The sequence below is a fragment of the Methylobacterium sp. OAE515 genome (assembly GCF_041806315.1).
Lineage (GTDB): Bacteria > Pseudomonadota > Alphaproteobacteria > Rhizobiales > Beijerinckiaceae > Methylobacterium > Methylobacterium tardum.
Genome location: NZ_JBGMUV010000001.1, coordinates 3,029,521 through 3,054,229, shown reverse-complemented (window position 1 = coordinate 3,054,229; position 24,709 = coordinate 3,029,521). Strand labels below are relative to the sequence as shown.

General features: G+C 68.2%; 29 protein-coding genes. 13 read left to right on the top strand and 16 right to left on the bottom strand.

Annotation, left to right across the window (positions count from 1 at the left end; translation table 11 throughout):
- Positions 1–98: 98 nt before the first annotated feature.
- The 8 genes from ABIE45_RS15025 to ABIE45_RS14990 all read left to right on the top strand — a co-directional run bounded on the left by ABIE45_RS15025 (position 99) and on the right by ABIE45_RS14990 (position 5,690).
- Positions 99–581, top strand: coding sequence for a DciA family protein (locus tag ABIE45_RS15025; RefSeq protein ID WP_192708612.1), 483 nt, complete (start codon positions 99–101; stop codon positions 579–581).
- 116 nt (positions 582–697) lie between these two features.
- On the top strand, positions 698–1,342 hold the full coding sequence (locus ABIE45_RS15020; protein WP_192708611.1) for a DsbA family protein: 645 nt from the start codon (positions 698–700) through the stop codon (positions 1,340–1,342).
- A 191-nt stretch (positions 1,343–1,533) separates the two neighbouring features.
- Complete coding sequence (locus ABIE45_RS15015; RefSeq protein WP_192708610.1) at positions 1,534–1,908, top strand: AtpZ/AtpI family protein; 375 nt, start codon at positions 1,534–1,536, stop codon at positions 1,906–1,908.
- Between the two features lie 71 nt (positions 1,909–1,979).
- Positions 1,980–2,735, top strand: coding sequence for a F0F1 ATP synthase subunit A (locus tag ABIE45_RS15010; protein ID WP_192708609.1), 756 nt, complete (start codon positions 1,980–1,982; stop codon positions 2,733–2,735).
- Positions 2,736–2,802: 67 nt separating this feature from the next.
- A complete protein-coding gene (locus ABIE45_RS15005) occupies positions 2,803–3,030 on the top strand; it encodes a F0F1 ATP synthase subunit C (RefSeq protein ID WP_007566773.1) in 228 nt (75 codons plus the stop codon).
- 144 nt (positions 3,031–3,174) lie between these two features.
- On the top strand, positions 3,175–3,753 hold the full coding sequence (locus ABIE45_RS15000; RefSeq protein ID WP_192708608.1) for a F0F1 ATP synthase subunit B': 579 nt from the start codon (positions 3,175–3,177) through the stop codon (positions 3,751–3,753).
- Positions 3,754–3,769: 16 nt separating this feature from the next.
- Positions 3,770–4,255: an ATP F0F1 synthase subunit B gene (locus ABIE45_RS14995; RefSeq protein WP_192708794.1), complete on the top strand. Its 486-nt coding sequence runs from the start codon at positions 3,770–3,772 to the stop codon at positions 4,253–4,255.
- 154 nt (positions 4,256–4,409) lie between these two features.
- Positions 4,410–5,690, top strand: coding sequence for an NAD(P)/FAD-dependent oxidoreductase (locus ABIE45_RS14990; protein ID WP_192708607.1), 1,281 nt, complete (start codon positions 4,410–4,412; stop codon positions 5,688–5,690).
- 6 nt (positions 5,691–5,696) lie between these two features.
- Here ABIE45_RS14990 and ABIE45_RS14985 read toward each other — a convergent pair whose 3' ends face one another.
- A complete protein-coding gene (locus ABIE45_RS14985) occupies positions 5,697–6,566 on the bottom strand; it encodes a formate/nitrite transporter family protein (protein WP_192708606.1) in 870 nt (289 codons plus the stop codon).
- Between the two features lie 45 nt (positions 6,567–6,611).
- A complete protein-coding gene (locus tag ABIE45_RS14980; protein WP_192708605.1) occupies positions 6,612–7,352 on the bottom strand; it encodes a molybdopterin-binding protein in 741 nt (246 codons plus the stop codon).
- A 77-nt stretch (positions 7,353–7,429) separates the two neighbouring features.
- On the opposite strand from ABIE45_RS14980, the gene sfsA reads away from it, so the two are divergent.
- Entirely contained in the window at positions 7,430–8,143 is a 714-nt protein-coding gene (gene sfsA, locus ABIE45_RS14975; RefSeq protein WP_192708604.1) for a DNA/RNA nuclease SfsA, read from the top strand.
- Here the strand turns inward: sfsA and ABIE45_RS14970 are convergent.
- Entirely contained in the window at positions 8,130–8,972 is an 843-nt protein-coding gene (locus tag ABIE45_RS14970; protein ID WP_192708603.1) for an FkbM family methyltransferase, read from the bottom strand. The two genes, sfsA and ABIE45_RS14970, sit on opposite strands and share 14 nt — an antisense overlap.
- Positions 8,973–9,089: 117 nt before the next feature.
- On the opposite strand from ABIE45_RS14970, the gene ABIE45_RS14965 reads away from it, so the two are divergent.
- Complete coding sequence (locus ABIE45_RS14965) at positions 9,090–9,854, top strand: alpha/beta fold hydrolase (RefSeq protein WP_192708602.1); 765 nt, start codon at positions 9,090–9,092, stop codon at positions 9,852–9,854.
- A gap of 4 nt (positions 9,855–9,858) precedes the next feature.
- On the opposite strand, the gene ABIE45_RS14960 is transcribed toward ABIE45_RS14965, so the two are convergent.
- From ABIE45_RS14960 to ABIE45_RS14905, 12 genes are all read right to left on the bottom strand, one after another.
- Entirely contained in the window at positions 9,859–10,620 is a 762-nt protein-coding gene (locus ABIE45_RS14960) for an ABC transporter permease (protein ID WP_373323770.1), read from the bottom strand.
- Between the two features lie 14 nt (positions 10,621–10,634).
- Positions 10,635–11,570 carry an ABC transporter ATP-binding protein gene (locus tag ABIE45_RS14955; RefSeq protein ID WP_192708793.1) on the bottom strand — a complete coding sequence of 312 codons (936 nt, stop codon included), beginning with the start codon at positions 11,568–11,570 and terminating at the stop codon, positions 10,635–10,637.
- A 163-nt stretch (positions 11,571–11,733) separates the two neighbouring features.
- On the bottom strand, positions 11,734–11,988 hold the full coding sequence (locus ABIE45_RS14950; protein ID WP_192708600.1) for a hypothetical protein: 255 nt from the start codon (positions 11,986–11,988) through the stop codon (positions 11,734–11,736).
- A 286-nt stretch (positions 11,989–12,274) separates the two neighbouring features.
- Positions 12,275–12,586, bottom strand: a complete 312-nt coding sequence (locus ABIE45_RS14945; protein WP_192708599.1) for a hypothetical protein — start codon at positions 12,584–12,586, stop codon at positions 12,275–12,277.
- A 311-nt stretch (positions 12,587–12,897) separates the two neighbouring features.
- The gene (locus ABIE45_RS14940; RefSeq protein WP_192708598.1) at positions 12,898–13,236 is read right to left on the bottom strand and encodes a hypothetical protein; all 339 of its coding nucleotides are present in this window, start codon (positions 13,234–13,236) and stop codon (positions 12,898–12,900) included.
- A gap of 439 nt (positions 13,237–13,675) precedes the next feature.
- On the bottom strand, positions 13,676–14,059 hold the full coding sequence (locus ABIE45_RS14935) for an SUF system Fe-S cluster assembly protein (RefSeq protein WP_192708597.1): 384 nt from the start codon (positions 14,057–14,059) through the stop codon (positions 13,676–13,678).
- A gap of 51 nt (positions 14,060–14,110) precedes the next feature.
- Positions 14,111–15,355, bottom strand: coding sequence for a cysteine desulfurase (locus ABIE45_RS14930; RefSeq protein ID WP_192708596.1), 1,245 nt, complete (start codon positions 15,353–15,355; stop codon positions 14,111–14,113).
- A gap of 202 nt (positions 15,356–15,557) precedes the next feature.
- Complete coding sequence (locus ABIE45_RS14925) at positions 15,558–16,880, bottom strand: SufD family Fe-S cluster assembly protein (protein WP_192708595.1); 1,323 nt, start codon at positions 16,878–16,880, stop codon at positions 15,558–15,560.
- A gap of 3 nt (positions 16,881–16,883) precedes the next feature.
- Positions 16,884–17,636, bottom strand: coding sequence for a Fe-S cluster assembly ATPase SufC (gene sufC, locus ABIE45_RS14920; RefSeq protein WP_012317702.1), 753 nt, complete (start codon positions 17,634–17,636; stop codon positions 16,884–16,886).
- A 15-nt stretch (positions 17,637–17,651) separates the two neighbouring features.
- Positions 17,652–17,891: a cytoplasmic protein gene (locus tag ABIE45_RS14915; RefSeq protein WP_192708594.1), complete on the bottom strand. Its 240-nt coding sequence runs from the start codon at positions 17,889–17,891 to the stop codon at positions 17,652–17,654.
- A 25-nt stretch (positions 17,892–17,916) separates the two neighbouring features.
- Positions 17,917–19,386 (bottom strand): Fe-S cluster assembly protein SufB, encoded by a 1,470-nt coding sequence (sufB, locus tag ABIE45_RS14910; RefSeq protein WP_192708593.1) that lies wholly within the window; start codon positions 19,384–19,386, stop codon positions 17,917–17,919.
- Positions 19,387–19,454: 68 nt separating this feature from the next.
- Complete coding sequence (locus tag ABIE45_RS14905; protein ID WP_192708592.1) at positions 19,455–20,624, bottom strand: cysteine desulfurase family protein; 1,170 nt, start codon at positions 20,622–20,624, stop codon at positions 19,455–19,457.
- A gap of 272 nt (positions 20,625–20,896) precedes the next feature.
- On the opposite strand from ABIE45_RS14905, the gene ABIE45_RS14900 reads away from it, so the two are divergent.
- From ABIE45_RS14900 to ABIE45_RS14890, 3 genes are all read left to right on the top strand, one after another.
- Positions 20,897–21,553, top strand: a complete 657-nt coding sequence (locus ABIE45_RS14900) for an alpha/beta hydrolase (protein WP_192708591.1) — start codon at positions 20,897–20,899, stop codon at positions 21,551–21,553.
- A gap of 87 nt (positions 21,554–21,640) precedes the next feature.
- A complete protein-coding gene (locus ABIE45_RS14895) occupies positions 21,641–22,027 on the top strand; it encodes a response regulator (protein ID WP_192708590.1) in 387 nt (128 codons plus the stop codon).
- Positions 22,028–22,085: 58 nt separating this feature from the next.
- On the top strand, positions 22,086–23,378 hold the full coding sequence (locus ABIE45_RS14890; protein WP_192708589.1) for an O-acetylhomoserine aminocarboxypropyltransferase/cysteine synthase family protein: 1,293 nt from the start codon (positions 22,086–22,088) through the stop codon (positions 23,376–23,378).
- A 125-nt stretch (positions 23,379–23,503) separates the two neighbouring features.
- Here ABIE45_RS14890 and ABIE45_RS14885 read toward each other — a convergent pair whose 3' ends face one another.
- Entirely contained in the window at positions 23,504–24,673 is a 1,170-nt protein-coding gene (locus ABIE45_RS14885) for an acetyl-CoA acetyltransferase (protein WP_192708588.1), read from the bottom strand.
- Between the last annotated feature and the right edge of the window lie 36 nt (positions 24,674–24,709).

The following is a 24,709-nucleotide window of genomic DNA, read 5'->3' as shown; positions in this document are numbered from 1 at the left end:
GCCCGGCGGCGATCATAGGGTGGCGAAAGCGCCGGCGCGTCCTCCCTTCGTCAACCATCCTGCGCTAACCTTCGCGGATCCACAGGTCCGGAACCACCATGGCGCGCGTCAAACCGCTGGCCGAACTGATCGAGGGCTGCATCGGCCCGGCGTTTGCCGCGCAGGGATTCGCCTCGACCGACATCCTCGCCGCCTGGCCGGAGATCGTCGGCGACCGGCTGGCCCGCTATTGCCGGCCGTCCAAGCTCGAATGGCCCAAGCGCCGACGCAAGGATTCGGACGCGCCGGAATCTGGCACGCTGGTGGTGCGGGTCGAGGGGGTGTTCGCCATCGAATTGCAGCACCTCGCGCCGGTGGTGATCCAGCGCATCAACGCCCATTACGGCTGGGCCTGCGTCTCGCGGATCGTGCTGCAGCAGGACCGGGTCGGCCGCGGCGGGCGGCAGCCGTCGCGCGCCCACATCGATCCGGCCCGGGTCGTCGAGGTGCAGCGCGCCGTCTCGGGCATTGAGGATGACGGGCTGCGCGCCGCCCTCGACCGCCTCGGCACCGCCGCCGTCGCCACCCGCCCCGAGCGCTGAGCCGGACGCCGGCGCGTCCGCGGGCGCGCAGGCGATTCGGTCATCTTGCCAGGACGCCCGCGCCCGAGTACCGGCTTTCGCACGCCAAGACCGACTAATTCGGCGGAGCCTGCCCGATGACGACGCGACGCGACGCTCTCAAGATTTCCGGCCTCGCGCTCGGCGCCGGCCTCGCCCTGCCCTACCTCGCCCGCTCCGCCCAGGCGGAGGGCATCGACACGGCCGCTCTGCTGCAGCCGGGTCCGCTCGGCGATGTCTGGCTCGGCCCGGCGGACGCCAAGTGCACGATCATCGAGTACGCCTCGATGACCTGCTCGCACTGCGCGGCCTTTCACAAGAACACGTGGCCGACCCTGAAGGAGCGCTACATCGACACCGGCAAGGTGCGGTTCACGCTCCGCGAGTTTCCCCTCGACCCGCTCGCCACCGCGGCGTTCATGCTGGCGCGCTGCGAGGGCGATTCCAAATACTACCCGATCACCGACCTGCTGTTCGACCAGCAGCCGGCCTGGGCCTTCACGCAGAAGCCCGTCGATGCGCTCGAGCAGATGCTGCGGCAGGCCGGCTACAACAAGCAGACCTTCGAGGCCTGCCTGAAGGACCAGAAGGTCTACAGCGCGGTGAACGCCGTGAAGCAGCGCGGGCTCGACGTGTTCAAGGTCGATTCCACCCCGACCTTCTTCATCAACGGCGAGCGTTACACCGGCGAGATGACGGTCGAGGGCATGGAGAAGGTGATCAAGCCGCTCCTGGGCGCCTGAGCGCCTGTTCGGGGACAGGCGCGAAGCACCGATCCGGCGCGTGCCCCCGAGCTGAAATACCAAGTCAAAATCAACGACTTACCGTATGCAGGGTTCGCCTTGACACTCAAGATAGGCGAAACTATGGTGCGCCGCGCTTGCTGGGGGTGTCCAGCCGGTTCCAGATCCTCCCGCCCGATGAGTTTTGAGCCGTGAACGGCGACGACGCGAGGGGCGGGGACGGGGCCGAGCAGACGCCGACGGACAGCGAACTCTCCGCGAGGCTCAGACGTCTCGAGACGCAGATCGAACGGAAGCGGCCGCAGGCTGCTCCCGATCCTTCCACGCGCCCTCGAAACGGCGGGCCTTCGTCGCTGGGTCAGGCCATGACGATCTCGACCGAGTTCGTCGCCGGCGTGATCGCGGGGGGCATACTCGGCTGGATCGTGGATCATGTCTTCGGGACGAAGCCCTGGGGCCTGATCGTCCTCCTGATGCTGGGGTTCGTCGCGGGGGTCTACAACGTGATGCGGGTGTCGGGTTTCTCCGGCGCGCGTCCGGAACGACGCGACCGGCAGGAGCCGTAAGGCACGCCGGTGCAAGGGGATCAGGGCGGCCGGCCATGCCGGCGCGCCGAACAAGAAGGGCGGAAGCGGGAATGGCGGTCACGATCGACCCGATCCATCAGTTCGAGCTGAAGCCGCTCGTATCGCTGGGCCATATCGGCCATCAGCAGCTGGCCTTCACGCAGTCGGCCCTCTACATGTTCGCCGCCGTCGGCGTGATCGCGCTGATCACCATCGTGGCGACCGCGTCCCGCTCCGTTGTGCCGGGCCGCATGCAGTCGCTGGCCGAGATCTTCTACGAATTCATCGCCGATACAGTGCACCAGGCGACCGGTGATGGCGGCAAGCGGTTCCTGCCGCTGGTGTTCTCCCTGTTCATGTTCGTGCTCGTCCTGAACCTGTTCGGGATGATCCCCTACGCCTTCGCGGTGACCAGCCACCTCATCATCACCTTCGGCCTGGCGGCGCTGGTGATCTCCACGGTGGTGATCTTCGGCGTGATGAAGCACGGCACCCACTTCTTCGGCCTGTTCGTCCCGTCGGGCGTGCCGAAGCCGCTGCTCGCGATCCTGGTGCCGATCGAGATCATCTCGTTCATCTCGCGCCCCATCAGCCTGTCGGTCCGTCTGTTCGCCAACATGCTGGCCGGCCACATCGCGATGAAGATCTTCGCGTTCTTCGTGGTTCAGCTTCTTCTCGCGGGTGCCTGGAGCGTGCTATCGCCGCTCCCGCTGTTCCTGACGATCGCGCTGACTGCTCTCGAGTTCCTCGTCGCGGCGCTTCAGGCCTACGTCTTCGCGACGCTGACGGCGATCTACCTCAACGACGCCCTTCACCCCGGCCACTAATCCGGCCGGCTCCACCCGCCGCAAACGTCAAAGCACGTTTCGATCTGAAGAGACCTCAGGAGTTATCATGGATCCCGTCGCTGCGAAGTACATCGGCGCCGGCCTCGCCTGCCTCGGCATGGCGGGTGCGGGCATCGGCCTCGGCAACCTGTTCGGTCAGTTCCTCGCCGGCGCCCTTCGCAACCCGTCCGCGGCCGACGGCCAGCGCGCCACGCTGCTCCTGGGCTTCGCCCTCACCGAGGCGCTCGGCATCTTCTCGCTGCTGATCGCGCTGCTGCTGCTCTTCGCCGTCTGATCGGCGCCGGAGCCCGCGGTCTCCGCGGTCTCCTCCCGGGCCCCGGCCCGATGAACGGGTGGACGCTCCCGCGACGGGGCGTCCGCCTTCGTCCGTCACCGCGCGAGCGGTGGCCTCAGCGAACGGTGTCAGTGTAGCGGTCTCATGGCGCAGCCCAATCCCCTCACCACGCCGCCCCCGGGCGCCGACACGCAGGTCGTGCCGGGCCATACCGAGCACGCGGAAGCGCATTCCGGCGCCTTCCCGCCCTTCGAGACCTCCGGCTTTCTCGCGCAGCTGATCTGGCTCGCGCTGGCCTTCGGGCTCCTCTACTACCTGATGGACAAGGTCGCGCTGCCGCGGATCCAGGCGATCCTGCACGCCCGCGCCGAGCGCCTGCGTGCCGATCTGGATCAGGCGCAGGCGATGAAGGCCGAGGCGGATGCCGCCGGCGTGGCCTTCGAGACCGCCCTCCGGACCGCTCAGGGCAAGGCGCGCGACATCGCGCAGACCACCCGGAACGACCTGGCCGCCGAGGCCGAGGTGAAGCGCAAGGCGCTCGAAGAGCAGCTGAACGCCAAGCTCGCTGCCTCCGAGGCGACGATCCGCACCCGCACCGAGGCTGCCATGGGCAATGTCCGCTCGATCGCGGGCGAGGCCGCTGCGGCGATCGTCGAGCGCCTGACGGGCCAGGCTCCGGATCGGGCCAGCCTCGACCGCGCCCTCGACGCCACCGCACACTAGACGGGATCCCACGATGCTGCTCGAAGCCGAATTCTGGGTCGCCGTTGCGTTCTTCATCTTCATGGGCATTGCCTGGAAGGTCGGCGCCTTCTCGGCGATGACCAAGGGCCTGGACGGCCGCGCCAACCGCGTCCGCCACGAACTCGACGAGGCCAAGCGCCTGCGCGAGGAGGCGGCCGCCGTGCTCGCCGACTACAAGCGCCGCCGCGCCGAGGCCGAGAAGGAGGCCGAGTCGATCGTCGCCGGCGCCCGCGAGGAGGCCCAGCGCGCCGCCGAGGAGGGTCACCGCAAGCTCGACGACTTCCTGGCCCGCCGCACCAAGGCCGCCGAGACCAAGATCGCCCAGGCCGAGGCTCAGGCCGAGGCCCAGGTGCGTGCCGCCGCCGCCGAGGCCGCCGTGAAGGTGTCGGAGACGATCCTGCGCGAGCGGCTGCAGGGCGACGCGGCCCAGGGCCTGATCCGCGCCAGCCTCGGCGAGGTCCGGACTCGCCTGCGGTCCTGATCCGGCCGCAGCGCTGCACGGTTTGAGAAAGCCGCCTTCGGGCGGCTTTTTTCATGTTGGACGACGCATGCAAAGACGCGGCGCATCCGCGCTTGCCATCGCGAACATCGGTACCCTGACCGGCGTTCCCGAGGTGGGTGAACGCGGAGACGTCATGGCGGACAGGGCTCGGATCGTGATCGTCGGCGGCGGGGTTGCCGGCATCGAGGTGGCCACGAGCCTCGGCCGTAGCGGCCGGGCCGACGTGACGCTGGCCGACCGCAGCCTGTCCCACGTCTGGAAGCCGATGCTGCATACCTTCGCGGCCGGCACCGCCCGGGCCGACCGGCAGAAGGTGGATTTCTTCGCCCAGGCGCGGCGCAACGGCTTCCGCTTCCAGCCCGGAGCCCTCGTCGGCATCGACCGGCAGGCCCGGCGCGTCCGGCTCGCCGTCGAGGCCGCGGAGGGGCGGCCGGAGGTGGAGATCGCCTACGATCTGCTCGTGCTCGCCATCGGAAGCCGGGCCAACGATTTCGGCACGCCGGGCGTGGCCGAGCACTGCCTGACCATCGATGACCTGACCGAGGCCGAGCACTTCCACGACCAGCTCCGGTGCCACCTGCTGGCGCGGCTCGATCGCGGCGGCATGCTGGAGATCGCGATCGTGGGGGGCGGCGCCACCGGCGTCGAGCTGGCCGCCGAGCTGAAGCACGCCATCAACCTGCTCTCGACCTACGGCTCGCCGGACCTGCCGGGGCGCCTGCGCCTGACCTTGATCGAGAGCGGGCCGCGCCTGCTGCCGGCCTTCCCCGAGAAGGTCTCGCGCGCCGCCGCCCGGACCCTGTCGGACCTCGCCGTCGAGGTCAGGACCGGCGCGATGGTCACGGCGGCGGACGCGACCGGCTTCACCCTGAAGGACGGCAGCCGCATCCCGGCGGGCCTCAAGGTCTGGGCGGCCGGCGTGAAGGCGCCGGACGTGCTCGCGGGCCTCGACGGCCTGGAACGCTCACGGACCGGGCAACTCGTCGTCGGCCCGGATCTGCGCACGACCTGCGATCCCGCCATCATCGCGTTGGGCGACTGCGCCAGCCTCACCGACCCACAGACCGGCAAGCCGGTTCCTGCGACGGCCCAGGCCGCCCGGCAGCAGGCCCAGCATTTCGCGCGTCACTTCGGCCGCGTCCTGGCCCGCGGCGACACGGTGGCGACGGAGCTCCCGCCGTTCCACTACGTCGAGAAGGGCGCCATCGTCTCGCTGGCCGATTTCAACGGCTGGGGGACCCTGGGCCGCTACACGTTCGGCGGCGGGCGGCTGAACGGGCTGTCGGCGCGCCTGACCCACGACCTATTGTACCGGCAGCACCAGATCGGCCTCTATGGCCCGCTGCGGGGGACCCTGACATGGGTGCTCGACGATCTCGACCACCTGATCAGCCCGCCGGTGAAGCTCGACTGACCGGGCTCAATCCGGCCGCTCGCCCTCGACCGCCTTGGTCTCCTCGACCTCCGGCGCCACCTGCCCGTAGTTCAGCACGCCGACCAGGGCCGCGCCGCCGAAGGTGTTGCCGAGCAGGGTCGGCAGGAAGAACTTCAGCGCGTAGTCGTTCATCGTCGCGGCGCCCGTGACCACGAGATAGAAGGCCTCCACGGAGCCGGCCACGATGTGAGCGAGGCTGCAGAGCGAGACCAGCCACGTCATCAGCAGGATCACGAAGGGCGCGGCGCTGGCGGTCGCCGGCAGGAACCAGACCATCAGGGCAATCATCCAGCCGGCGAAGACGGCCTTGACGAACGTCGCCCAGAATTCGTTGGCGATGGCGTCGTGGCTGATCTCCGCGAAGGCCTTGAGAACCGGAGGCTCGAAGGCTCCGGAATGGGCCATCACTGTGGCGATCGCCAGTGTCCCCAGGATGTTGCCGCACAGGACGATGAGCCAGAGCCGCACCACCCGGACCGCGGTCTTGGCCGACCGGTCGTGCAGCAGCGGCAGGACAGGCGTGATGGTGTTCTCGGTGAAGAGCTGCTGGCGGCCGAGAACGACCACCAGGAAGCCGACCGCGTAGCCCATCGAACTCACGATCTTCGCCCAGTCCGCCTCCGGCAGATGGCTCCGAAGGACGCCAGGGACGATCAGAGACAGCGCGATGCTCAGGCCGGCCGCGAAGGCCGAGAGGAACAGCGCCAGGCCGTTGCGCCGCAATTCCTCGTCACCTTCGAGCCGGATGACCTCGTGCAGCACGTAGGCATCCGGGCGGCCAATCTCGGAGACTTCCTTCAGCAACTCGTCGCGCCGAGCTTCCTGCTCGGCCCGCCTGTTCTTGTCCCGGGCCATCCGCCAGCTCCGCTACGCCACTCGATCCGATCGGATGTTCGACACTTAGGCCGTGAGCCGCGCCACCAGCGCCTCGACGGCGCTTCGCGCCTCGGCCAGCGCCAGCGCGTCCCGGCTGCGCACGACGATCCGATTGCGGAACCCCTCCGGTGTCATGGCCGGGTACGAGCCGATGGACACCGATGGGCGCTCCTTCGCGATGGCGCCGAGCTCGCCCGCGTAGCTCCCCTCGGGAACGCCGGCGGCCTCGATCGTCTCGGACATCATCGCGGCGCCGCCCTTCAGGGTCGGGGCGATCGAGTCGAGCATGGCCTGCATGATGCTGGGTACGCCGGCCATGACGTGGACATTGCCGATGCGGAAGCCCGGCGCCTTCGAGACCGGGTTGGCGATCAGGTCGGCGCCGAACGGGATCCGCGCCATGCGCAGGCGTGCCTCATTCAGATCCTCGGGCTTGTGCCGCTCCAGCAGCATCGCCCGGGCGCGCTCGTCCACGTCGATGCCGACCCCGAAGGCCTGGGCAACGCAGTCGGCGGTGATGTCGTCATGGGTCGGGCCGATCCCGCCGGTGGTGAACAGGTAGGTGTAGCGGGCCCGCAGGGCGTTGACCGCCTCGACGATCATCGCGGCCTCGTCGGGCACGATCCGCACCTCGCGCAGGTCGATGCCGGCCGCGGTGAGGAAATCCGCGATGGTGCCGATATTCTTGTCCTTGGTGCGACCCGAGAGGATCTCATCGCCGATCACGAGGATGGCGGCGGTGACGGAATCGGAAGGCTGGTCCATGGGTCTCTGGCGTCGGGCGGGCGTCGCAGGCAGATAGCGCAGCCGCAGCCCACGACTACGTGAACCCCGAGGACCCGATGCAGTTCGCCGCGCCGCTCGTCCCCGGACGGCTCGTGCAGCGCTACAAGCGCTTCCTGGCCGATATCGAGACCGAGGACGGCCCCGTCACCGTCCACTGCCCGAACCCCGGCGCGATGTTCGGCCTGAACAGCCCGGGCGCGCGGGTGCTGCTCTCACGCTCGACCAATCCGGCCCGGAAGCTGCCGCTGACCTGGGAGCTCGTCGAGGCCGACCTCCCCGGCGGTCCGCAATGGGTCGGAATCAACACGATGCGGCCGAATGCGCTCGTGGCCGAGGCCTTCCGGGCCGGCGCCATCGCGGCGCTCGCCGGCCACGACGTGCTGAAGCCGGAGGTCCGCTACGCGCAGGCGAGCCGGGTCGACTTCCTGGCGAGCGGCGCGGAGGGCGGCCCGTGCCACGTCGAGGTCAAGAACTGCCACATGATGCGGCGGCCCGGCCTCGCGGAATTTCCCGACTGCAAGGCCGCCCGCAGCGCCCGGCACATGCGCGACTTGGCTCAGGTCGTCGCCGAGGGCGGTCGCGCCCTGGTCGTCATCGTCGTGCAGATGGAGGCGGAGGCGTTCGACGTCGCCCGCGACATCGATCCGGCCTTCGACCGGGCGTTCCGGGAAGCGCGGGCCGCGGGCGTGGAGGTCCGCGCCTACCGGTGTGCCGTGGGGCCGGAGGGCGTTAGCATCGCGGACGAGATTCCGGTGGTCACGCCGCCGTGACGCCCGAGCGCTCGAACATGAGGTTCAACCGGGAGCGCGAGATCTCGCGATAGCCGTAGCTCTCCAGATGCGTCGGCAGGTCGAGCTGCCACTGCCCGGTGCCGTTCTCGATCAGCAGGATCCGCGGCAGCAGCGTCTCCGGCGCCTCGCGCAGGAAGGGCTCCAAGATCAGATCCTCGGCGCCCTCCACGTCGAGCTTGACGGCGTCGACCCGGGTCAGGCCCTCGCTGTGCAGGAGTTCGAGGAGTGTCACGGCCGGCACGGTGATCCGCGCGCCCTCATTGGTGCCGACGATGCGCAGGCTCGACTCGCCGCGGTTGCGCGGATCGATGAACAGGGTCAGCTCGCCGGCCTTGTCGGCCACCGCGCAGGCGACCGCCTTCACGGTGTGGAACGGGTTCTGGGCGATGTTGTAGGTCAGCCGGTCGAACACGTCCGGCTGCGGCTCGACCGCGATGATCCGCGCTGCCGGGCCCGCGAAGGCCGCCACGCACAGGGCGTAGGCGCCGATATTGGCGCCGATGTCGAGGAACACGCAGTCCTTCGGGAGGCGCGCCTGCAGGAGGGCACGCTCCTCCGGATCGAAGAATTGCGGCGTGAAGAGTACCTTCTTCTCGCAGTTGTTGTTGTACGGGTGCAGCCGCATCCGCGCGCCGTAGCGGGTCACGTCGAGGGGCTTGCCCCCGAGCCGCGAGATCGCGATCCGGCGCAGGAACAGCGCGAGGCGCCGGCCGTACCAGGAATTGGCGGGAATCCGGTTCGTGCGGCGGGTGATCGCCGCCACGAGGCCGGACGGTTCGTAGGTGCCGTAGGGCTGCGTGTCCGTCATGACCGGCGCGGTTTGCCAGCCGGCGCTCTGACCCGCAAGCGCATCGCTTCGCGTTGCCCCGGCGCGTGCGCGTGGTCTAAGCGGGTGGCCGAGCTTACGGAGCATGGATTGCGCGGCATGGAGTCCTTCAAGTCTGACGGCGTGCGGATCGCCTATATCGACGTTCCGCCTGTGGACGGCGCCGGCAAGCCGATCCTGCTGATCCACGGCTTCGCGTCGAACCACGCGGTCAACTGGGTCAATACCCAGTGGGTGAGAGCCCTGACCCAGGCCGGATATCGGGCGATCGCGCTGGACAATCGCGGCCACGGCGAGAGCGAGAAGCTCTACGATCCGGCCGCCTACAGCTCCGAGGCGATGGCCGGCGACGCGATCCGGCTCCTCGACCATCTCGGGATCGAACGCGCCCACGTGATGGGCTACTCGATGGGCGGCCGGATCACCGCACACATCGCTCTGGACCACGCGGATCGGGTCCGCTCGGCGCTGATCGGCGGTCTCGGGATGCACCTGGTCGAGGGCAAAGGCCTGCCGTCCGGCATCGCCGAGGCCCTGGAGGCGCCATCCGGCACGCCGGCCCCAAACCCCACCGCCGCGGCTTTCCGCACCTTCGCCGAGCAGACCCGAAGCGAGCTGCGGGCGCTCGCCGCCTGCATGCGCGGCTCGCGCCAGACGCTCAGCCGGGCCGAACTCGCGCAGATCGAGGTGCCGGTTCTGGTCTCGGTCGGGACCCTCGACACCGTGGCGGGCTCAGGCTCGGGGCTCGCCGCCCTGATCCCGGACGCGCGGGCGCTCGAGATCGAGGGCAAGGACCACTCGACCGCGGTCGGCGCCAAGCCGCACCGCGACGGCGTGCTGGCCTTCCTCGCGGCGCAGCCCTGAGGCGTCAGCTCTTCAGCCGGTAGCCCGTGCGGAAGATGTAGGTGACGAGGCCGAGGCAGATCACCAGGAACAGCGCGGTCATGCCCAGGCTGATCGCGATATTCACGTCGGCCTTGCCGAAGAACGCCCAGCGGAAGCCGCTGATCAGGTACACGACCGGGTTGAGCAGGCTCACTGCGTGCCAGAACGGCGGCAGCATGCCGATGGCGTAGAAACTGCCGCCCAGGAAGGTCAGGGGTGTGACCACGAGGAGTGGCACCAGCTGCAGCTTCTCGAACCCGTCCGCCCACAGGCCGATCACGAAGCCGAACAGGCTGAAGGTCACGGCGGTGAGCAGCAGGAAGCCGATCATCCAGAGCGGGTGGTCGATGCGCAGCGGCACGAACAGCGCCGAGGTCGCCAGGATGATCAGCCCGATCAGGATCGATTTCGAGGCCGCCGCACCGACGAAGCCCAGCACCACCTCGAGGGGTGAGATCGGCGCCGACAGAATCTCGTAGATCGTCCCGGCGAAGCGCGGGAAGTAGATGCCGAACGAGGCGTTCGCGATGCTCTGCGTGAGCAGCGAGAGCATGATCAGGCCGGGCACGATGAACAGCCCGTAGGGCACGCCGTCGACCGCCGAGACCCGCGAGCCGATCGCGGCGCCGAACACCACGAAGTACAGGGTCGTCGAGATCACCGGGGCCAGGATGCTCTGGCCGGCGGTGCGCCAGAACCGGCCCATCTCGAACCGGTAGATCGCCCGGACCGCCGGCCAGTTCATGTTCGTGGCGCTGATCATACCCGTGCTCCTTCCTCGCGGACGAGGCCCACGAAGATGTCCTCCAGCGAACTCTGCTCGGTGTGAAGGTCGTTGAACCGGATGCCCGCCGCCGCCAGGCCGGTCAGCAGCCCGGTGATGCCGGTGCGCTCGGCCCGGGTGTCATAGGTGTAGACCAGCTCGCTCCCCTCCCCGGCGAGCGCCAGCTCGTAATCGGAGAGGTCCGACGGGATCGACGCGATCGGCTGCTGGAGATGCAGGGTGAGCTGCTTGCGCCCGAGCTTGCGCATCAGCGCGGCCTTCTCCTCCACCAGGATGATCTCGCCCCGGCGGATCACGCCGATGCGGTCGGCCATCTCCTCGGCCTCCTCGATATAGTGGGTGGTGAGGATGACGGTGACGCCCTGCTGGCGCAGGTCGCGCACGAGGCGCCACATGTCCTGGCGCAGTTCCACGTCGACGCCGGCGGTCGGCTCGTCGAGGAACAGCACCCGGGGCTCGTGCGACAGGGCCTTGGCGATCAGGACCCGGCGCTTCATGCCACCGGACAGCGTCATCAGCCGGCTGTCGCGCTTGTCCCAGAGGGACAGCGCCCGCAGGATCCGCTCGATATGGCCGGGATCGGGACGAAGCCCGAACAGGCCCCGCGAGAAGCTCACGGTGTTCAGCACCGTCTCGAAGGCATCGGTCGTCAATTCCTGCGGCACGAGGCCGATGGCGCGCCGCGCGGCGCGGTAGTCACCGGCGATGTCGTGGCCGTCGACCAGCACGGTGCCGGAACTCGGCGTGACGATGCCGCAGACGATGTTGATCAGCGTCGACTTCCCGGCGCCGTTGGGGCCCAGGAGCGCGAAGATCTCCCCGCGCTCGATGACGAGGTTGATGTCGCGCAAGGCTGTGAAGCCCGACTTGTAGGTCTTCGACAGCGACGAGATGGTGATGATCGGCATCAGGGCCTGAACGGAGCAGGGGCGCGCGGGACCGGAAGCGCCCCAGCCGCGAAGATGCGGCGCGCCGATGGAGGCCCGCCTCGGAGACGGCGGGCGCTATAGCATGCCGTGTGTCCGGCCCTCACAGCCCGCGTGTGTGCGAACGCACCGCCGGATGCACAGGGCCTCATGCGTCGCTGTAGCGCTTCACGAGGGCGAGGCACTCCTTCCGGACATCCGGATCGCCGATCCGCGCGAATGCGGCCAGAAGCGCTGCGCATTCCGACGCATTCGGCCCTCGGCCCAGCGCGACCAGGGAACCCTTGCCGCGAAAGGTCGTGACCGGGATGTTCAGGGCGTCGGCAATCTGGCCGAGCAGCCTCTCCCGCTCATCCGCGCGCGAAGCGGAGTCTTTGGGGTCAAATCCTCCCGCGTCCGTCATAAGGCCTTCAACACCAACCATCGGCCGGGCGCGGAAACGCGCACCATTGCAGGGCTGCACCACGCCACGTGGTGCCTGGCGTGACCATTCACAATTTCTCGGCCAGTGCAACCTACCGTTATGTTTGTACGGTGGCGGAACGATGTGAACTGAACGCTTCCTGACGCAATCGAAGGCGCATTTGCCTGGGGGAGAATCAGATTCCGTTCAGAACTCGACTGAGTGCAGATCGGATAGGAGCTTGAAGATGTACAATTGTCAGTAGCGCGATTGGATCGAGCCCGGCCTATGCTGCTCGCCGAAGCGTGATCAGGATGACGAGGCCAGTGAGCGTCGCTGCACCGAGAAGCCTCCGCCAGGGATTGACGCCGCGCACCAGTTCGTCGAGCGCCCACCAGGTTAAAGCGACGTCTGCGGCGAACGACAACCGAGAGGCGAGCGCTTCGGAATCCCGACCCAGCCACGCGCCCACGCTGAGGCCGCCGAAAAGCCAGAGCGGCAGGTTCGGCCATTGCGCGATGGTGATCGTGCCGGTCGTGCGGTCGCGGAACATCCAGTCGACCGCGCGCCGGACCGGACCCGTCCGTTGCTGCAGCATAAGGAGCGTACCTCCGGAGGTTGGGCGCCGGTGCCCCGCTGCGCTTCCGCGAGCCTCGGCGGCATCGAAAACGGTTTGGCGGCACCGGGCACAATTAACGAACGGCTAACCTTACTGAATGGAAACCGCTCGTAAATCCCTAACGGAACCTGAAAGGACTCGCGGAAAATCCGTTAATGCGATGATAATCTTTCATCGAGCGGCGACGAAGCCGACGAACGCGAGAGGATAGACCATGAGCGCCCGGTTCGAAGATCTGAAGTTCATGTTCACGCTCAGCGCCGTCGTCCTGTGCGGCAGCGGGCTCGACATCATCCTGCGCTGATGGGGGCGGCGAGATCGGGGCTGGCCCTGTGAGCGGTACGGATGATGGCGCGGCCGAGAGCCGAGCGGGCGGCCGAGTCCCGTTGCGGTCTGGCCTGACCGCGGCTCGGCACGACCGGAATGGCGCTCAGGCGCGAACCGAACAGGGCCGTCCGCCGCGGTTCTGCGACGCCGAGATGGGAGGATGAGCTCTGTCCGGAACGGAGGAACCCGCGGAGCTCAGCGGCCTTCGCCTGTCGTTCCGCCCGCATTCTGATGGTCGCGATCACGAGGCCGATGAGTCCGGCCGTTTCCAGAAATGCCGCGACGACGTAGCCCGAAGCCATCCGCTTTCACCAACCGTGCCGAGGGATACCGCAACGAAGGCGGCCGATCCGATCTGCGCGGGCATGGTTACCCCGGCCTTAACGGCTACGTAGATTGCCGTAGGCGATCGTGGACATGTCAGTGCGCGCTAGGACTGATCCAGTCCTGCCTCCTATTACACGGCCGCGACACTTTCCGTTTCAACCGGCTCGACTTGCACGAGGCGAACCTCGACGCTGGTCGGTCCGTCAGGGCGCGTCCTGATCGATCCGCCGCTGCCTCCTGTTTGAAGAAGCGCGGCGTCTTCGCATCGCGCTGGACGTGCGACCGGGCGACGCCCTGGAGGCCAAGCCCTATGGGACCACGGGTGTCCCCAACGATCTTCCAGAGATCGCGGCCCGGCTCGCCCGCGCCGACATCGAGGATCTCGACCCGGGCCATCGGATCCCTCGGACCGGCCTACCACATGTCGAGGGCGACGCGCGCCTCGTCCGACATGCGGCTCTGATCCCACGGCGGATCGAACACCATCGTCACCGAACACGACTGGACACCCGGCACGGCGCCTACGGCGTTCTCGACCCAGCCGGGCATCTCGCCCGCCACCGGGCAGCCCGGCGCCGTGAGCGTCATGTCGATGGCGACCTTGCGGTCGTCGTCGATGTCGACCTTGTAGATCAGGCCGAGCTCGTAGATGTCGGCCGGAATCTCCGGATCGTAGACGCTCTTCAGCGCCGCGACGATGTCGTCGGTCAGGCGGTCCAGTTCCGCCGGCGGGATCGCCGAAGCTGCGGCGACTGCGGGGGCATTCATGCCGCCGGTGATGGTGGCGTCGGTGGTCATCGCTTCACTCTCCGCGGGCCCGCGCGGGCGGGACCAGCTTCAACCAGACTATCAGGTAAACAGCATTTCCGCCCTGCCAAGCGCCTCGGCAAGGGCATCGATCTCAGCCGTCGTGTTGTAGAGGCCGAACGAGGCGCGGCAGGTCGAGGTCACGCCGAAACGCTTGAGCAGCGGCATGGCGCAGTGGGTCCCGGCCCGCACCGCGACGCCCTGTCGGTCGATCACCGTGGCGATGTCGTGGGCATGCGCCCCCTTCATCTCGAAGGCAATCACGCCGCCCTTGCCCGGGGCGGTGCCGATCAGCCGCAGCGCGTTCATCGCTCCGAGCCGCTGCTGCGCATACGCCGTGAGCTTCGCCTCGTGGGCGGCGATCGCCTCGCGTCCGAGAGTCATCATGTATTCGAGCGCCGCACCGAGGCCGACCGCCTCGATGATGGCCGGGGTGCCGGCCTCGAACCGGTGCGGCGGATCGTTGTAGGTGATCGCGTCCTCGCTCACCGTACGGATCATCTCGCCGCCGCCCTGATACGGCGGCAGACGCTCCAGCCATTCCTTCTTGCCGTAGAGCACGCCGATCCCGGTGGGGCCGTAGACCTTGTGGCCGGTGAAGACGAAGAAGTCGCAGTCGAGCGCCTGCACGTCGACCGGCTGATGCACCGCGCTCTGCGCACCGTCGAGCAGGACCGGTACGCCGTGGGCGTGGGCGATGCGGACGATCTCTGCGGCGGGCGTCACGGTGCCCAGCACGTTCGACATGTGGGTGATCGCCACCATCTTGGTCCGGGGCGAGAACAGCTTCTCGTACTCCTCGACCAGGAAGTTACCGTCATCGTCCACAGGAGCCCACTTGATCACCGCGCCGCGGCGCTCGCGCAGGAAGTGCCAGGGCACGATGTTGGAGTGATGCTCCATGATCGAGAGGATGATCTCGTCCCCCTCCCCGATCAGCCCGGCCCAGCCCATCGACGAGGCCACGAGGTTGTAGGCCTCGGTGGCGTTGCGGGTGAAGATGATCTCGTCCGTCGAGGCGGCGTTGAGGAACTGGCGCGTGGTTTCGCGGGCGCCCTCGAAACCCTCGGTCGCGGCGTTCGCCATGTAGTGCAGGCCGCGATGGACGTTGGCGTAGCCGGTCTCCATGCAGGAGACCATGGCGTCGATCACCTGACGCGGCTTCTGCGCCGAGGCGGCGTTGTCGAGGTAGACGAGCGGTTTGCCGTAGACCTGCTGGCCCAGGATCGGGAAATCCTTCCGGATCGCCTCGACATCGTAGGTCGGAGTGAGGACGGGTGCGTTCATGGTCGCGACCTTCCCAAAAACTTCGCCGATCCCGAGACCCACCTCATCCTGAGGTGCCGGAGCGAAGCGGAGGCCTCGAAGGAGCCCTCCAGCTGGTGTTGTGATCCCTGGAGCCCTCCTTCGAGGCCCGCTTGCGCGGGCACCTCACAATGAGGGCCAGGTTTGGAGGCTCGGTCGGTCCCGGCCGGGACCGACCGGGCTGTCAGCCGCGCGCCCTCAGCCAAGCCTCGATCTCGCCGATCAGCGCCGCGCGGGCGCCCTCGTGCGTGACGGTCTCGACGGCCTCGCCGACGAAGGCCTGAACCAGCAGGCTCTCCGCGATAGGACGCGGCAGGCCGCGGGCCATCAGGTAGAACAGCAGGTCCGGGTCCGGCGCGCCGCAGGTGGCCCCGTGGCCGCACGCAACGTCGTCGGCGAAGATCTCCAGCTCCGGCTTGTTCATCATCTGCCCCTCGTCGGTGAGGAGGAGGCAGTCGGACTTCATCTTGCCGTCGGTCTTCTGGGCGACCTGGCGGACGATGATCTTGCCCTGGAACACGCCGGTGGCGTCGCCATCAATGATCCACTTGAACTGCTCGCGGCCGACGCCGCCGACCGCGGCGTGATCGGCGAGCAGCGTCGAATCGGCGAGCTGGCCGTTCCGCAGCATCGCCGCACCGTTCACCACGACGTTGGTGTCGTCGCCGGCGACGTGGACGTAGATCTGGTGGCGCGACAGCACCGCCCCGGTCACGAGGTTCACGGTCTCGACCTGACCCTCAGCCTCGACCTTCAGCGACAGGGTCGAGAGCGCGATGGTGGCGTCACCCTCCTTGTTGAGGCGGGTGTGCCGGAAGGCGGCCCGCGGACCGACCACCACGTCGAGGGCGTCGTTCGGCTGGCAGGTGAGCCCGTCCGGGCCCTCATGGCTTTCCAAGAGAGCGAATTCCGCCGCTTCGCCAAGCTGCACGAGCACGCGGGTGGCCGTCGAGAACGGCGCCGCGCCCGAGCCGACGAAGCGCAGATGGACCGGCCGGTCCGGCTTCGCGCCGGGGGCGACCGCGATGACCGCTCCGTCCGCCAGGAAGGCGGTGTTCAGCTGGTAGACCGGATTCTCGCGCGCCTGAGGCACCGGAGCGAGCTGCGTCAGGGCGGTGTCGCCGTGGGTCAGTGCCTCGTTGAGCGGCACGACGCGGACGCCGTCCGGCAGGCTGTCGAGGTCGGACAGCTCGCGGACGAGATGGCCGTTCACGAAGGTCAGGCGCGCGGCATCGATCCCGCCGAAGCCGGTGGCCTGTGCCACGGCGGTCCTGGCGGCATCGAGGCTCGGCGCTTCAGCGGGCGGCGCGGCCTCAGCGATCGCCGCGCGCAGGTCCGTGTACTTGAAGGCCTCGACCCGGCGGCTCGGCAGGCCGGTCGCCTCGAAGAAGCGGAAGGCCTCCTCGCGGGCGATCGCCGTCTCGCTGGCGAAGCTCTGGCGGGCCGACTCGAACAGCTTCGACAGGCCGGCCTCGGCGGGGGAGCGGAGGTTGGTCACGTCGGCCATGGCTCAGGCGGCCTCGCTGGTGCGGTACTCGGCGTAGCCGGACGCCTCGAGCTCGAGGGCGAGCTCCTTGCCGCCGGTCTTCACGATCTGCCCCTTCGACATGACGTGAACGGTGTCGGGCACGATGTGGTTGAGCAGCCGCTGGTAGTGGGTGATGACGAGGAACGAGCGGCCCTGGTCGCGTAGCGCATTTACGCCCTCGGAGACGATGCGCAGGGCGTCGATGTCGAGGCCGGAATCGGTCTCGTCGAGCACGCAGAACTTCGGCTGCAGCAGCGCCATCTGGAGGATCTCCATGCGCTTCTTCTCGCCGCCGGAGAAGCCGACGTTGAGGGCGCGCTTGAGCATCTCCTTGTTGATCTCGAGCTTGTCGGCCGCGCCGTTCACCGCGCGGATGAAGTCCGGAGTCGACAGCTCCGCCTCGCCGCGCGCCTTGCGCTGGGCGTTCAGGCAGGCCTTCAGGAACGTCATCGTGCCGACGCCCGGAATTTCCAGCGGGTACTGGAACGCCAGGAACACGCCGGCCGCGGCGCGCTCGTCGGCCGCCATCTCCAGCACGTTCTGCCCGTCGAGGAGGATCTCGCCGTCGAGGACTTCATAGTCCTCCTTGCCGGCGATGACGTACGACAGGGTCGACTTGCCCGAGCCGTTCGGCCCCATGATCGCCGCGACCTCGCCGTCGTTCACGGTCAGGTTCAGGCCGTTCAGGATGCGGTTGTCCTCGATCTGCACGACGAGGTTCTTGATTTCCAGCATGTCAGTCCAAGTCCTTCAAAACCATTCGTCCCGCATCGCCCGCAGGAAGCCGGCGTTCCTGGCCGGATAGCCGGACAGGTCGCCGATCACCGCGTTGATGCCGCACCGGGGACAGAGGGCGGTGCCCTCATCGGCGATCCAGCCCGTGATCTCGTCCGGTGCGAAAACCTCGAGGCAGAAGAAGCATCCGCACAGGAGGCTGCTCCTGACCTCGTCGGCGTGCCGCGCGCTGTGCCGATGGGCCGCCCGCAGCACGTCGTCGTAGGGTCCAGCCAGGCCCTCAGCCCACCGAGCCTTCGAGGCTGATCGAGATCAGCTTCTGGGCCTCGACGGCGAACTCCATGGGCAGCTGCTGCAGCACGTCCCGGACGAAGCCGTTGACGATGAGCGCGGTCGCCTCCTCCTCGGAGAGGCCGCGCTGCTGGCAGTAGAACTTCTGGTCCTCGGAGATCTTCGAGGTCGTCGCCTCGTGCTCGAATACGGCCGAGGCGTTCTTCGACTCGATGTAGGGCACGGTGTGCGCGCCGCACTGGTCGCCGATCAGCAGAGAGTCGCAGTTCGTGAAGTTCCGGGCGTTCGAGGCCTTCCGATGCGCCGAGACGAGGCCCCGGTAGGTGTTCTGCGACCGACCGGCCGAGATGCCCTTCGAGATGATCCGGCTCGTCGTGTTCTTGCCGAGGTGGATCATCTTGGTGCCGGAATCGACCTGCTGCATGCCGTTCGACACCGCGATCGAGTAGAACTCGCCGCGGGAATCGTCGCCGCGCAGGATGCAGGACGGATACTTCCAGGTGATCGCCGAGCCGGTCTCGACCTGCGTCCACGAGATCTTCGAGCGGGCGCCGCGGCAATCGCCACGCTTGGTCACGAAGTTGTAGATGCCGCCCTTGCCCTCGTTGTCGCCCGGGTACCAGTTCTGGACGGTCGAGTACTTGATCTCGGCATCATCCAGGGCGACCAGCTCGACCACCGCAGCGTGAAGCTGGTTGTCGTCGCGCTTGGGTGCCGTGCAGCCCTCCAGATACGAGACGTAGGAGCCCTTGTCGGCGATGATCAGCGTGCGCTCGAACTGGCCGGTGTCACGCTCGTTGATGCGGAAATAGGTCGACAGCTCCATCGGGCAGCGCACGCCCGGCGGGATGTAGACGAACGACCCGTCCGAGAACACGGCCGAGTTCAGCGTCGCGAAGAAGTTGTCGGTCGCCGGAACGACCGAGCCGAGGTACTTCTGCACCAGCTCGGGATATTCCTGCACGGCCTCGGAGATCGGCATGAAGATCACGCCGGCCTTCGAGAGTTCCTTCTTGAAGGTGGTGGCCACCGAGACCGAATCGAACACGGCGTCGACCGCGACGCGGCGCTCAGGGGCAATGCCCTCAAGCACCTCGACCTCGCGCAGCGGGATGCCCAGCTTCTCGTAGGTCTTCAGGATCTCGGGGTCGATCTCGTCGAGCGACATCGCGGCCGGGCGCTTGGGCGCCGCGTAGTAGTAGATGTCGTTGTAATTGACCTTGTCGTAGGCGACGCGCGCCCACTCCGGCTCCTTCATGGTCAGCCAGCGGCGATAGGCGTCGAGGCGCCACTCGAGCAGCCACGCGGGTTCGTTCTTCTTGGCCGAGATGAACCGGACGACATCCTCGGAGATGCCCTTCTCGGACTTCTCCATCTCGATGGTGGTCTCGAACCCGTACTTGTACTGGTCGAGGTCGATCGAGCGGACCCGGTCAATGGTTTCCTGCACAGCAGGCATCAGCGTCTCCTAGGCATCGCCGGCGTCAAGGACCGGGAAGCGTCTGTCGGATAGCGGGGATGCGGCGCTCAGGCCGCCTGTCCTCGCCTTCTATATAGGGGCTGCAAGGCCCGTTCGAAGGCGTCGAGAAAGCATGCCACCTCCTCGTCCACCGTGTTCCAGCCGAGGCTGACGCGCAGCGCCCCCCCGGCGAGATCCGAATCCACGCCCATCGCCGCGAGCGTCGCCGAGCGCGCGACCTTGCCCGACGAGCAGGCCGAGCCCGACGACACCGCCACGCCGGCGAGGTCGAGGGCGATCAGGGCCGAGGGCGCGTCGAGCCCCGGGATCGAGAAACTCAGGGTGTTGGGCAGGCGCGGGGCACCAGCGGCGAACACCACGGCGTCGGGCGCCAGCGCTCGCACGCCGGCCTCGATCTGGTCCCGAAGCGCCGAGAGGCGGGCTGCCTCCTCGTTGAGGGTGTCGCGCGCGATCCGGGCCGCCTCCCCCATGCCGACGATCGCCGGCAGGCACTCGGTGCCGCAGCGCTGCCGGCGCTCCTGGCCGCCGCCGCGCAGGAATGCGCTCTGCAGGGTCACGCCGTCGGCCAGCACCAGGACGCCGACGCCCTTCGGGGCCGCGAATTTGTGGCCCGACAGGGTGATCGCATCGAGGCCGAGCGCCGCCATATCGAGGGGGATCTTGCCGGCCGCCTGAACGGCATCGCTGTGAACGAGCGTCCGGCCATGCGCCCGCGCCAAGGCGACGACGTCGGACAGCGGCTGCACGGCGCCGGTCTCGTTGTTGGCCGCATGGACCGACAGAAGCACACGCTCCTCCGCCAGATCGGCGAGGCGTGCCTCCAGGGCGGCGAGGTCGATCAAGCCATCCCGGGTCACCGGCAGCTGGTCCACTGCCCCGTCCGCGAATCGGTGGCCTGCGGCCACGCAGGGATGCTCCGTCGCCGAGTGGAGAAGGCGGGTTGGGGCTGGCTGACCGTCACGGCGCAGGGCGCCGGACAGTGCGGCGTTCGCCGCCTCGGTCCCGCCGCTCGTGAAGATCACCTGCTCGGGCCGCACGTTCACGAGCGCGGCGACCTGAGCGCGCGCGGCTTCCAGGGCGGCCCGGGCCGCACGCCCTTCCGCATGGATCGAGGACGGGTTGCCGGGAAGGGCTAACGCGCGCGCGACCGCTTCCACGACGGCCGGACGGACCGGCGCGGTGGCGTTGTAGTCGAGATAGGCGCGTGCCCGGCTCATCCGCGTTCCGTTGAAACCCCTGCTGCGGCGCGTCACAATTCCTTGCACGCGCACCGGCTCGCCGTGCTAAGGCGCGCCGAGAGACTGAGATACCGCCGACCAAGCTCGATCGGCGTGGCAGCCATCGCGACGCATCGGACGGCTTCTTTAGAATAGTTCTAATCGCCTAGAACTGTTCTAAGACTGCTTTTATGGTGGACGCGCGACGAGTCAAGGCTGCTGCGCCACGGGGCCGAACGCTGGTGCGGTGTCTCGAGAGTGAGAGACGAGCGATGCCCGAAGTCATCTTCACCGGCCCGGCTGGCCGCCTGGAAGGCCGCTACCAAGCTCCCAAGAAGCGCGGAGCGCCGATCGCCATCATCCTTCATCCGCATCCCCAGTTCGGGGGTACGATGAATAATCAGATCGTGTACAACCTGTTCTACACGTTCGCCAATCGCGGCTTCGCGGCCCTGCGCTTCAATTTCCGCGGGGTCGGACGGAGCCAGGGCTCGTTCGACCACGGAACCGGCGAGCTGTCGGACGCGGCCGCCGCGCTCGACTGGGTGCAGTCGGTCAACCCGGAGGCGAAGTCATGCTGGATCGCCGGCGTGTCGTTCGGCTCGTGGATCGGCATGCAACTGCTGATGCGCCGGCCGGAGATCGAGGGCTTCATCTCCATCGCCGCGATGGCGAACCGCTACGACTTCACCTTCCTGGCGCCCTGCCCGTCCTCGGGCCTGTTCGTGCACGGTTCCGAGGACCGGGTCGCGCCCGCGCGCGAGGTCATGCCGGTGATCGAGAAGGTGAAGACCCAGAAGGGCGTCATTATCGAGCACCAGATGGTCGAAGGCGCCAACCACTTCTTCGACGGAAAGGTCGAGGAGCTGACCCAGACGGTGGATACCTATCTCGATAAACGCCTCGGTAAGCGGGAAGAGGCAGCCTGACGCAGCCGGGCCCCGCGCCTTGACGCGGGGAGCCCCGGAGGAATACGGCGCGGGCTTCGGAATTTGAGACTCACCTCCGCAGGTTCGATGTCAGAAAGCCCGTCCGACCATCCCGTGGTGCTTCTGGTGGAAGATGACGGCCTCCTGCTGATGGAGGCCTCGGACACCCTGGCGGATGCCGGCTTCACCGTGGTGGAGGCGAGCCACGCCGACAAAGCCCTCAAGGTGCTGGAGAACCGCGACGACGTCGGCGTCCTGATGACGGATGTCGACATGCCGCAGGGCTCGATGGACGGCTTCGCTCTCGCGCGCCTCGTGGCGCATCGCTGGCCGTCGATTCCGGTGCTGGTGGTGTCGGGCATGGGCACTCCGGGCCCCAACGACATGCCGGAGGGCGCGCGGTTCATCCCGAAGCCCTACGAGCCGACGACCCTGGTCCGGACCCTGCAGGCCTTCATCAGCCGCGCGGCGTAACCGACCGATCTGTTCGGGTTCACCCGCGGTCCGGACACCGAGAACCCGACCGAGAGCCATGACGGACAAGAACCGACCGCACCGTTTCGCGACCCGGGCCATCCATGCCGGGGCGGCGCCGGACCCCGCCACCGGCGCGCGGGTCCAGCCGATCTACTTCACCAACGGCTTCGTCTTCGACTCGACCGAGCAGGCGGCGGACATCTTCGCGGGACGACGGACGGGCTTCTCGTATTCGCGCGGCTCGAACCCGACTGTCGCCGCGCTGGAGCGCCGCATCGCTGATCTTGAGGGCGCGAAGGCGGGGGTGGCGGTGTCCTCCGGACAATCCGCCATGCAGCTGGTGCTGATGACGCTGATGAAGAGCGGGGACGCCTATGTCGCGTCCCCGCGCCTGTTCGGCGGGTCGCTGGGCCTGATGCGGCGTCTCGACGGGCGCTACGATCTGAAGCCCCGCTTCGCCCGCGGCATGGCTCCGGAGGACTTCGAGGCGGCGATCACGCCGGACTGCCGGGCCATCTTCTGCGAGTCGATCGTGAATCCCTGCGCCTCGGTGGTGGATCTCAAAGGGATCGCCGCGGTGGCCCGCCGTCACAATCTACCGCTCGTCGTGGACAACACCCTGGCCTCCCCGGCCCTGATCCGACCCATCGAGCACGGCGCGGACATCGTCTGGCACTCCACCTCGAAGTTTCTGAGCGGCTCCGGCCAGACCATCGGCGGCGTGATCTGCGATGCCGGCACGTTCGATTGGACGAAGGCCGGCGGGTATAACCTGATCACCGAGCCCTGGCCGGATTACGACGGGCTCGTCCTCACGCAGGCCTTCCCGGAGACGCCGTTCGCGGCGGCCTGCCGGTTCTTCGGCCTGCGCGATCTCGGGCCCGGGCTGTCGCCGATGAACGCGTTCCTGACGCTGATGGGCATCGAGACGCTTCCGCTGCGCATGGAGCGGCATTGCGCCAATGCGCGGGCCGTCGCGGCCTTCCTGAAGGATCATCCGGCGGTGGCGTGGGTCAGTTATCCGATGCTGCCGGGGCAACCCGGGGAGGATCTCGCCCGGCGCTACACGCCGGACGGTCCGGGCTCGATCTTCACCTTCGCGCTGAAGGGCGGCGACCCGGCGGCGCTGGAGTTCATCGCCGGGCTGGAGCTGATCTCGCACCTTGTGAACATCGGCGAGATCAAATCGCTGGCGATCCACCCGTCCTCGACCACGCACCGGCAGCTGCCGGAGCACGAGAAGGCCGCCGCACTGGTGGGACCGGAGACCGTCCGGCTGTCGATCGGGCTCGAGAACGAGGCCGACCTGATCGCCGATCTCAAGCAGGCGCTGGACCGCCTCCTCTGATCCGTCATCGCGAGCGTAGCGAAGCGACCCAGAGCCGCGCGATCCTGATGAAAGTGGCGCCGCTGGATTGCTTCGCTCGCAAGGACGGCCACAGCGGGCGGAGCGAGGTCGCAACCGGAATGGCCTCAGCGCCGCCGCTCCAGGATCGACACGTAGTTGGCCACCGCCGCGCCGCCCATGTTGAAGATCCCGGCGAGTTCCGCGCCGGGCACCTGCATCTCGCCGGCCTCGCCCATGAGCTGCAGGCAGGCCATCACGTGCATCGACACGCCGGTGGCGCCCACCGGATGGCCCTTGGCCTTCAGGCCGCCGGACGGGTTGATCGGCAGCCGGCCGCCCTTCTCGGCCAGTCCCTCGCGCACCACGCGAAAACCCTCGCCCGGGGCGGCGAGGCCCATCGCCTCGTACTCGATCAGCTCGGCGATGGTGAAGCAGTCGTGGGTCTCCACGAAGGAGAGATCGTCGTTGCCGATCCCGGCCTGGGCCCGCGCCTTGTCCCAGGCCATGCGCGCCGCCTTGAACTCCGTCGGGTCGCGGCGGGACAGGGGCAGGATGTCGTTGACGTGGGACCGGGCGCGGAAGCCGATTGCCCGCTCCAGGGTCTCGGCGGTCTCGGCATCGGCCACCACCAGGGCTGCTGCCCCGTCCGAGATCAGCGAACAGTCGGTGCGCCGCAGGGGCGCCGCCACGTAGGGGTTCTTGTCCGAGACCCGGTTGCAGAACTCGAAGCCGAGATCCTTGCGCAGCTGCGCGTAGGGGTTGCCAACGCCGTTGCGGTGGTTCTTGGCGGCGATTCGGGCCAGCTCCTCGCTGCGGTCGCCGTAGCGCTGGAAGTAGCCCGCCGCGATCCGGCCGAAGACGCCCGCGAAGCCGCCCTCGATGTCGGCCTCCTCCTTCCGATAGGAGGCGCCCAGCAGGATGTCGCCGGTCTCGGCCACGGTCTTGGCCGTCATCTTCTCGGCGCCGATCACCAGCGCCACGCGGCCCCGGCCGCTGTCGACGAAGTCGAGAGCCGCGTAGAGTGCCGCCGAGCCGGTTGCGCAGGCGTTCTCGAGATGGGTCGCCGGCGCGTGGGCGAGGCCCGGCCGGTTCACGGCCACCAGCGAGCCCTCGAAGCCCTGCTTCGAGAAACCGGTGTTCATCGAGCCCACGTAGATGCCGTCGACCTGGGCTTCCTCGACGCCGGCATGGGCCAGCGCCTCGCCCGAGACGCGGGCGATCAGCCCCTCGACGTCGGGCTCCTCAAGCTTGCCGAACGGGGTGTGGGCCCAGCCCACGATGCAGGCGCGCGTCATCCGGTGACCTCCCGAGTCTCGCCCGGACGATGGGCC

Coding starts and splice junctions, on each gene's coding strand:
- ABIE45_RS14985 (WP_192708606.1), bottom strand. CDS start 6,566: ATGGCCCGGGACAAGAACAGGCGGGCCGAGCAGGAAGCTCGGCGCGAC.
- ABIE45_RS14885 (WP_192708588.1), bottom strand. CDS start 24,673: ATGACGCGCGCCTGCATCGTGGGCTGGGCCCACACCCCGTTCGGCAAG.
- ABIE45_RS14965 (WP_192708602.1), top strand. CDS start 9,090: ATGGAGTCCTTCAAGTCTGACGGCGTGCGGATCGCCTATATCGACGTT.
- ABIE45_RS15010 (WP_192708609.1), top strand. CDS start 1,980: ATGGCGGTCACGATCGACCCGATCCATCAGTTCGAGCTGAAGCCGCTC.
- ABIE45_RS14900 (WP_192708591.1), top strand. CDS start 20,897: ATGCCCGAAGTCATCTTCACCGGCCCGGCTGGCCGCCTGGAAGGCCGC.
- ABIE45_RS15025 (WP_192708612.1), top strand. CDS start 99: ATGGCGCGCGTCAAACCGCTGGCCGAACTGATCGAGGGCTGCATCGGC.
- ABIE45_RS15005 (WP_007566773.1), top strand. CDS start 2,803: ATGGATCCCGTCGCTGCGAAGTACATCGGCGCCGGCCTCGCCTGCCTC.
- ABIE45_RS14945 (WP_192708599.1), bottom strand. CDS start 12,586: ATGCTGCAGCAACGGACGGGTCCGGTCCGGCGCGCGGTCGACTGGATG.
- ABIE45_RS14950 (WP_192708600.1), bottom strand. CDS start 11,988: ATGACGGACGCGGGAGGATTTGACCCCAAAGACTCCGCTTCGCGCGCG.
- ABIE45_RS14895 (WP_192708590.1), top strand. CDS start 21,641: ATGTCAGAAAGCCCGTCCGACCATCCCGTGGTGCTTCTGGTGGAAGAT.
- ABIE45_RS14980 (WP_192708605.1), bottom strand. CDS start 7,352: ATGGACCAGCCTTCCGATTCCGTCACCGCCGCCATCCTCGTGATCGGC.
- ABIE45_RS14930 (WP_192708596.1), bottom strand. CDS start 15,355: ATGAACGCACCCGTCCTCACTCCGACCTACGATGTCGAGGCGATCCGG.
- ABIE45_RS14940 (WP_192708598.1), bottom strand. CDS start 13,236: ATGGCTTCGGGCTACGTCGTCGCGGCATTTCTGGAAACGGCCGGACTC.
- sufB (WP_192708593.1), bottom strand. CDS start 19,386: ATGCCTGCTGTGCAGGAAACCATTGACCGGGTCCGCTCGATCGACCTC.
- ABIE45_RS14890 (WP_192708589.1), top strand. CDS start 22,086: ATGACGGACAAGAACCGACCGCACCGTTTCGCGACCCGGGCCATCCAT.
- ABIE45_RS14935 (WP_192708597.1), bottom strand. CDS start 14,059: ATGACCACCGACGCCACCATCACCGGCGGCATGAATGCCCCCGCAGTC.
- ABIE45_RS15000 (WP_192708608.1), top strand. CDS start 3,175: ATGGCGCAGCCCAATCCCCTCACCACGCCGCCCCCGGGCGCCGACACG.
- ABIE45_RS15020 (WP_192708611.1), top strand. CDS start 698: ATGACGACGCGACGCGACGCTCTCAAGATTTCCGGCCTCGCGCTCGGC.
- ABIE45_RS14925 (WP_192708595.1), bottom strand. CDS start 16,880: ATGGCCGACGTGACCAACCTCCGCTCCCCCGCCGAGGCCGGCCTGTCG.
- ABIE45_RS14905 (WP_192708592.1), bottom strand. CDS start 20,624: ATGAGCCGGGCACGCGCCTATCTCGACTACAACGCCACCGCGCCGGTC.
- ABIE45_RS14960 (WP_373323770.1), bottom strand. CDS start 10,620: ATGAACTGGCCGGCGGTCCGGGCGATCTACCGGTTCGAGATGGGCCGG.
- ABIE45_RS14990 (WP_192708607.1), top strand. CDS start 4,410: ATGGCGGACAGGGCTCGGATCGTGATCGTCGGCGGCGGGGTTGCCGGC.
- sufC (WP_012317702.1), bottom strand. CDS start 17,636: ATGCTGGAAATCAAGAACCTCGTCGTGCAGATCGAGGACAACCGCATC.
- ABIE45_RS14970 (WP_192708603.1), bottom strand. CDS start 8,972: ATGACGGACACGCAGCCCTACGGCACCTACGAACCGTCCGGCCTCGTG.
- sfsA (WP_192708604.1), top strand. CDS start 7,430: ATGCAGTTCGCCGCGCCGCTCGTCCCCGGACGGCTCGTGCAGCGCTAC.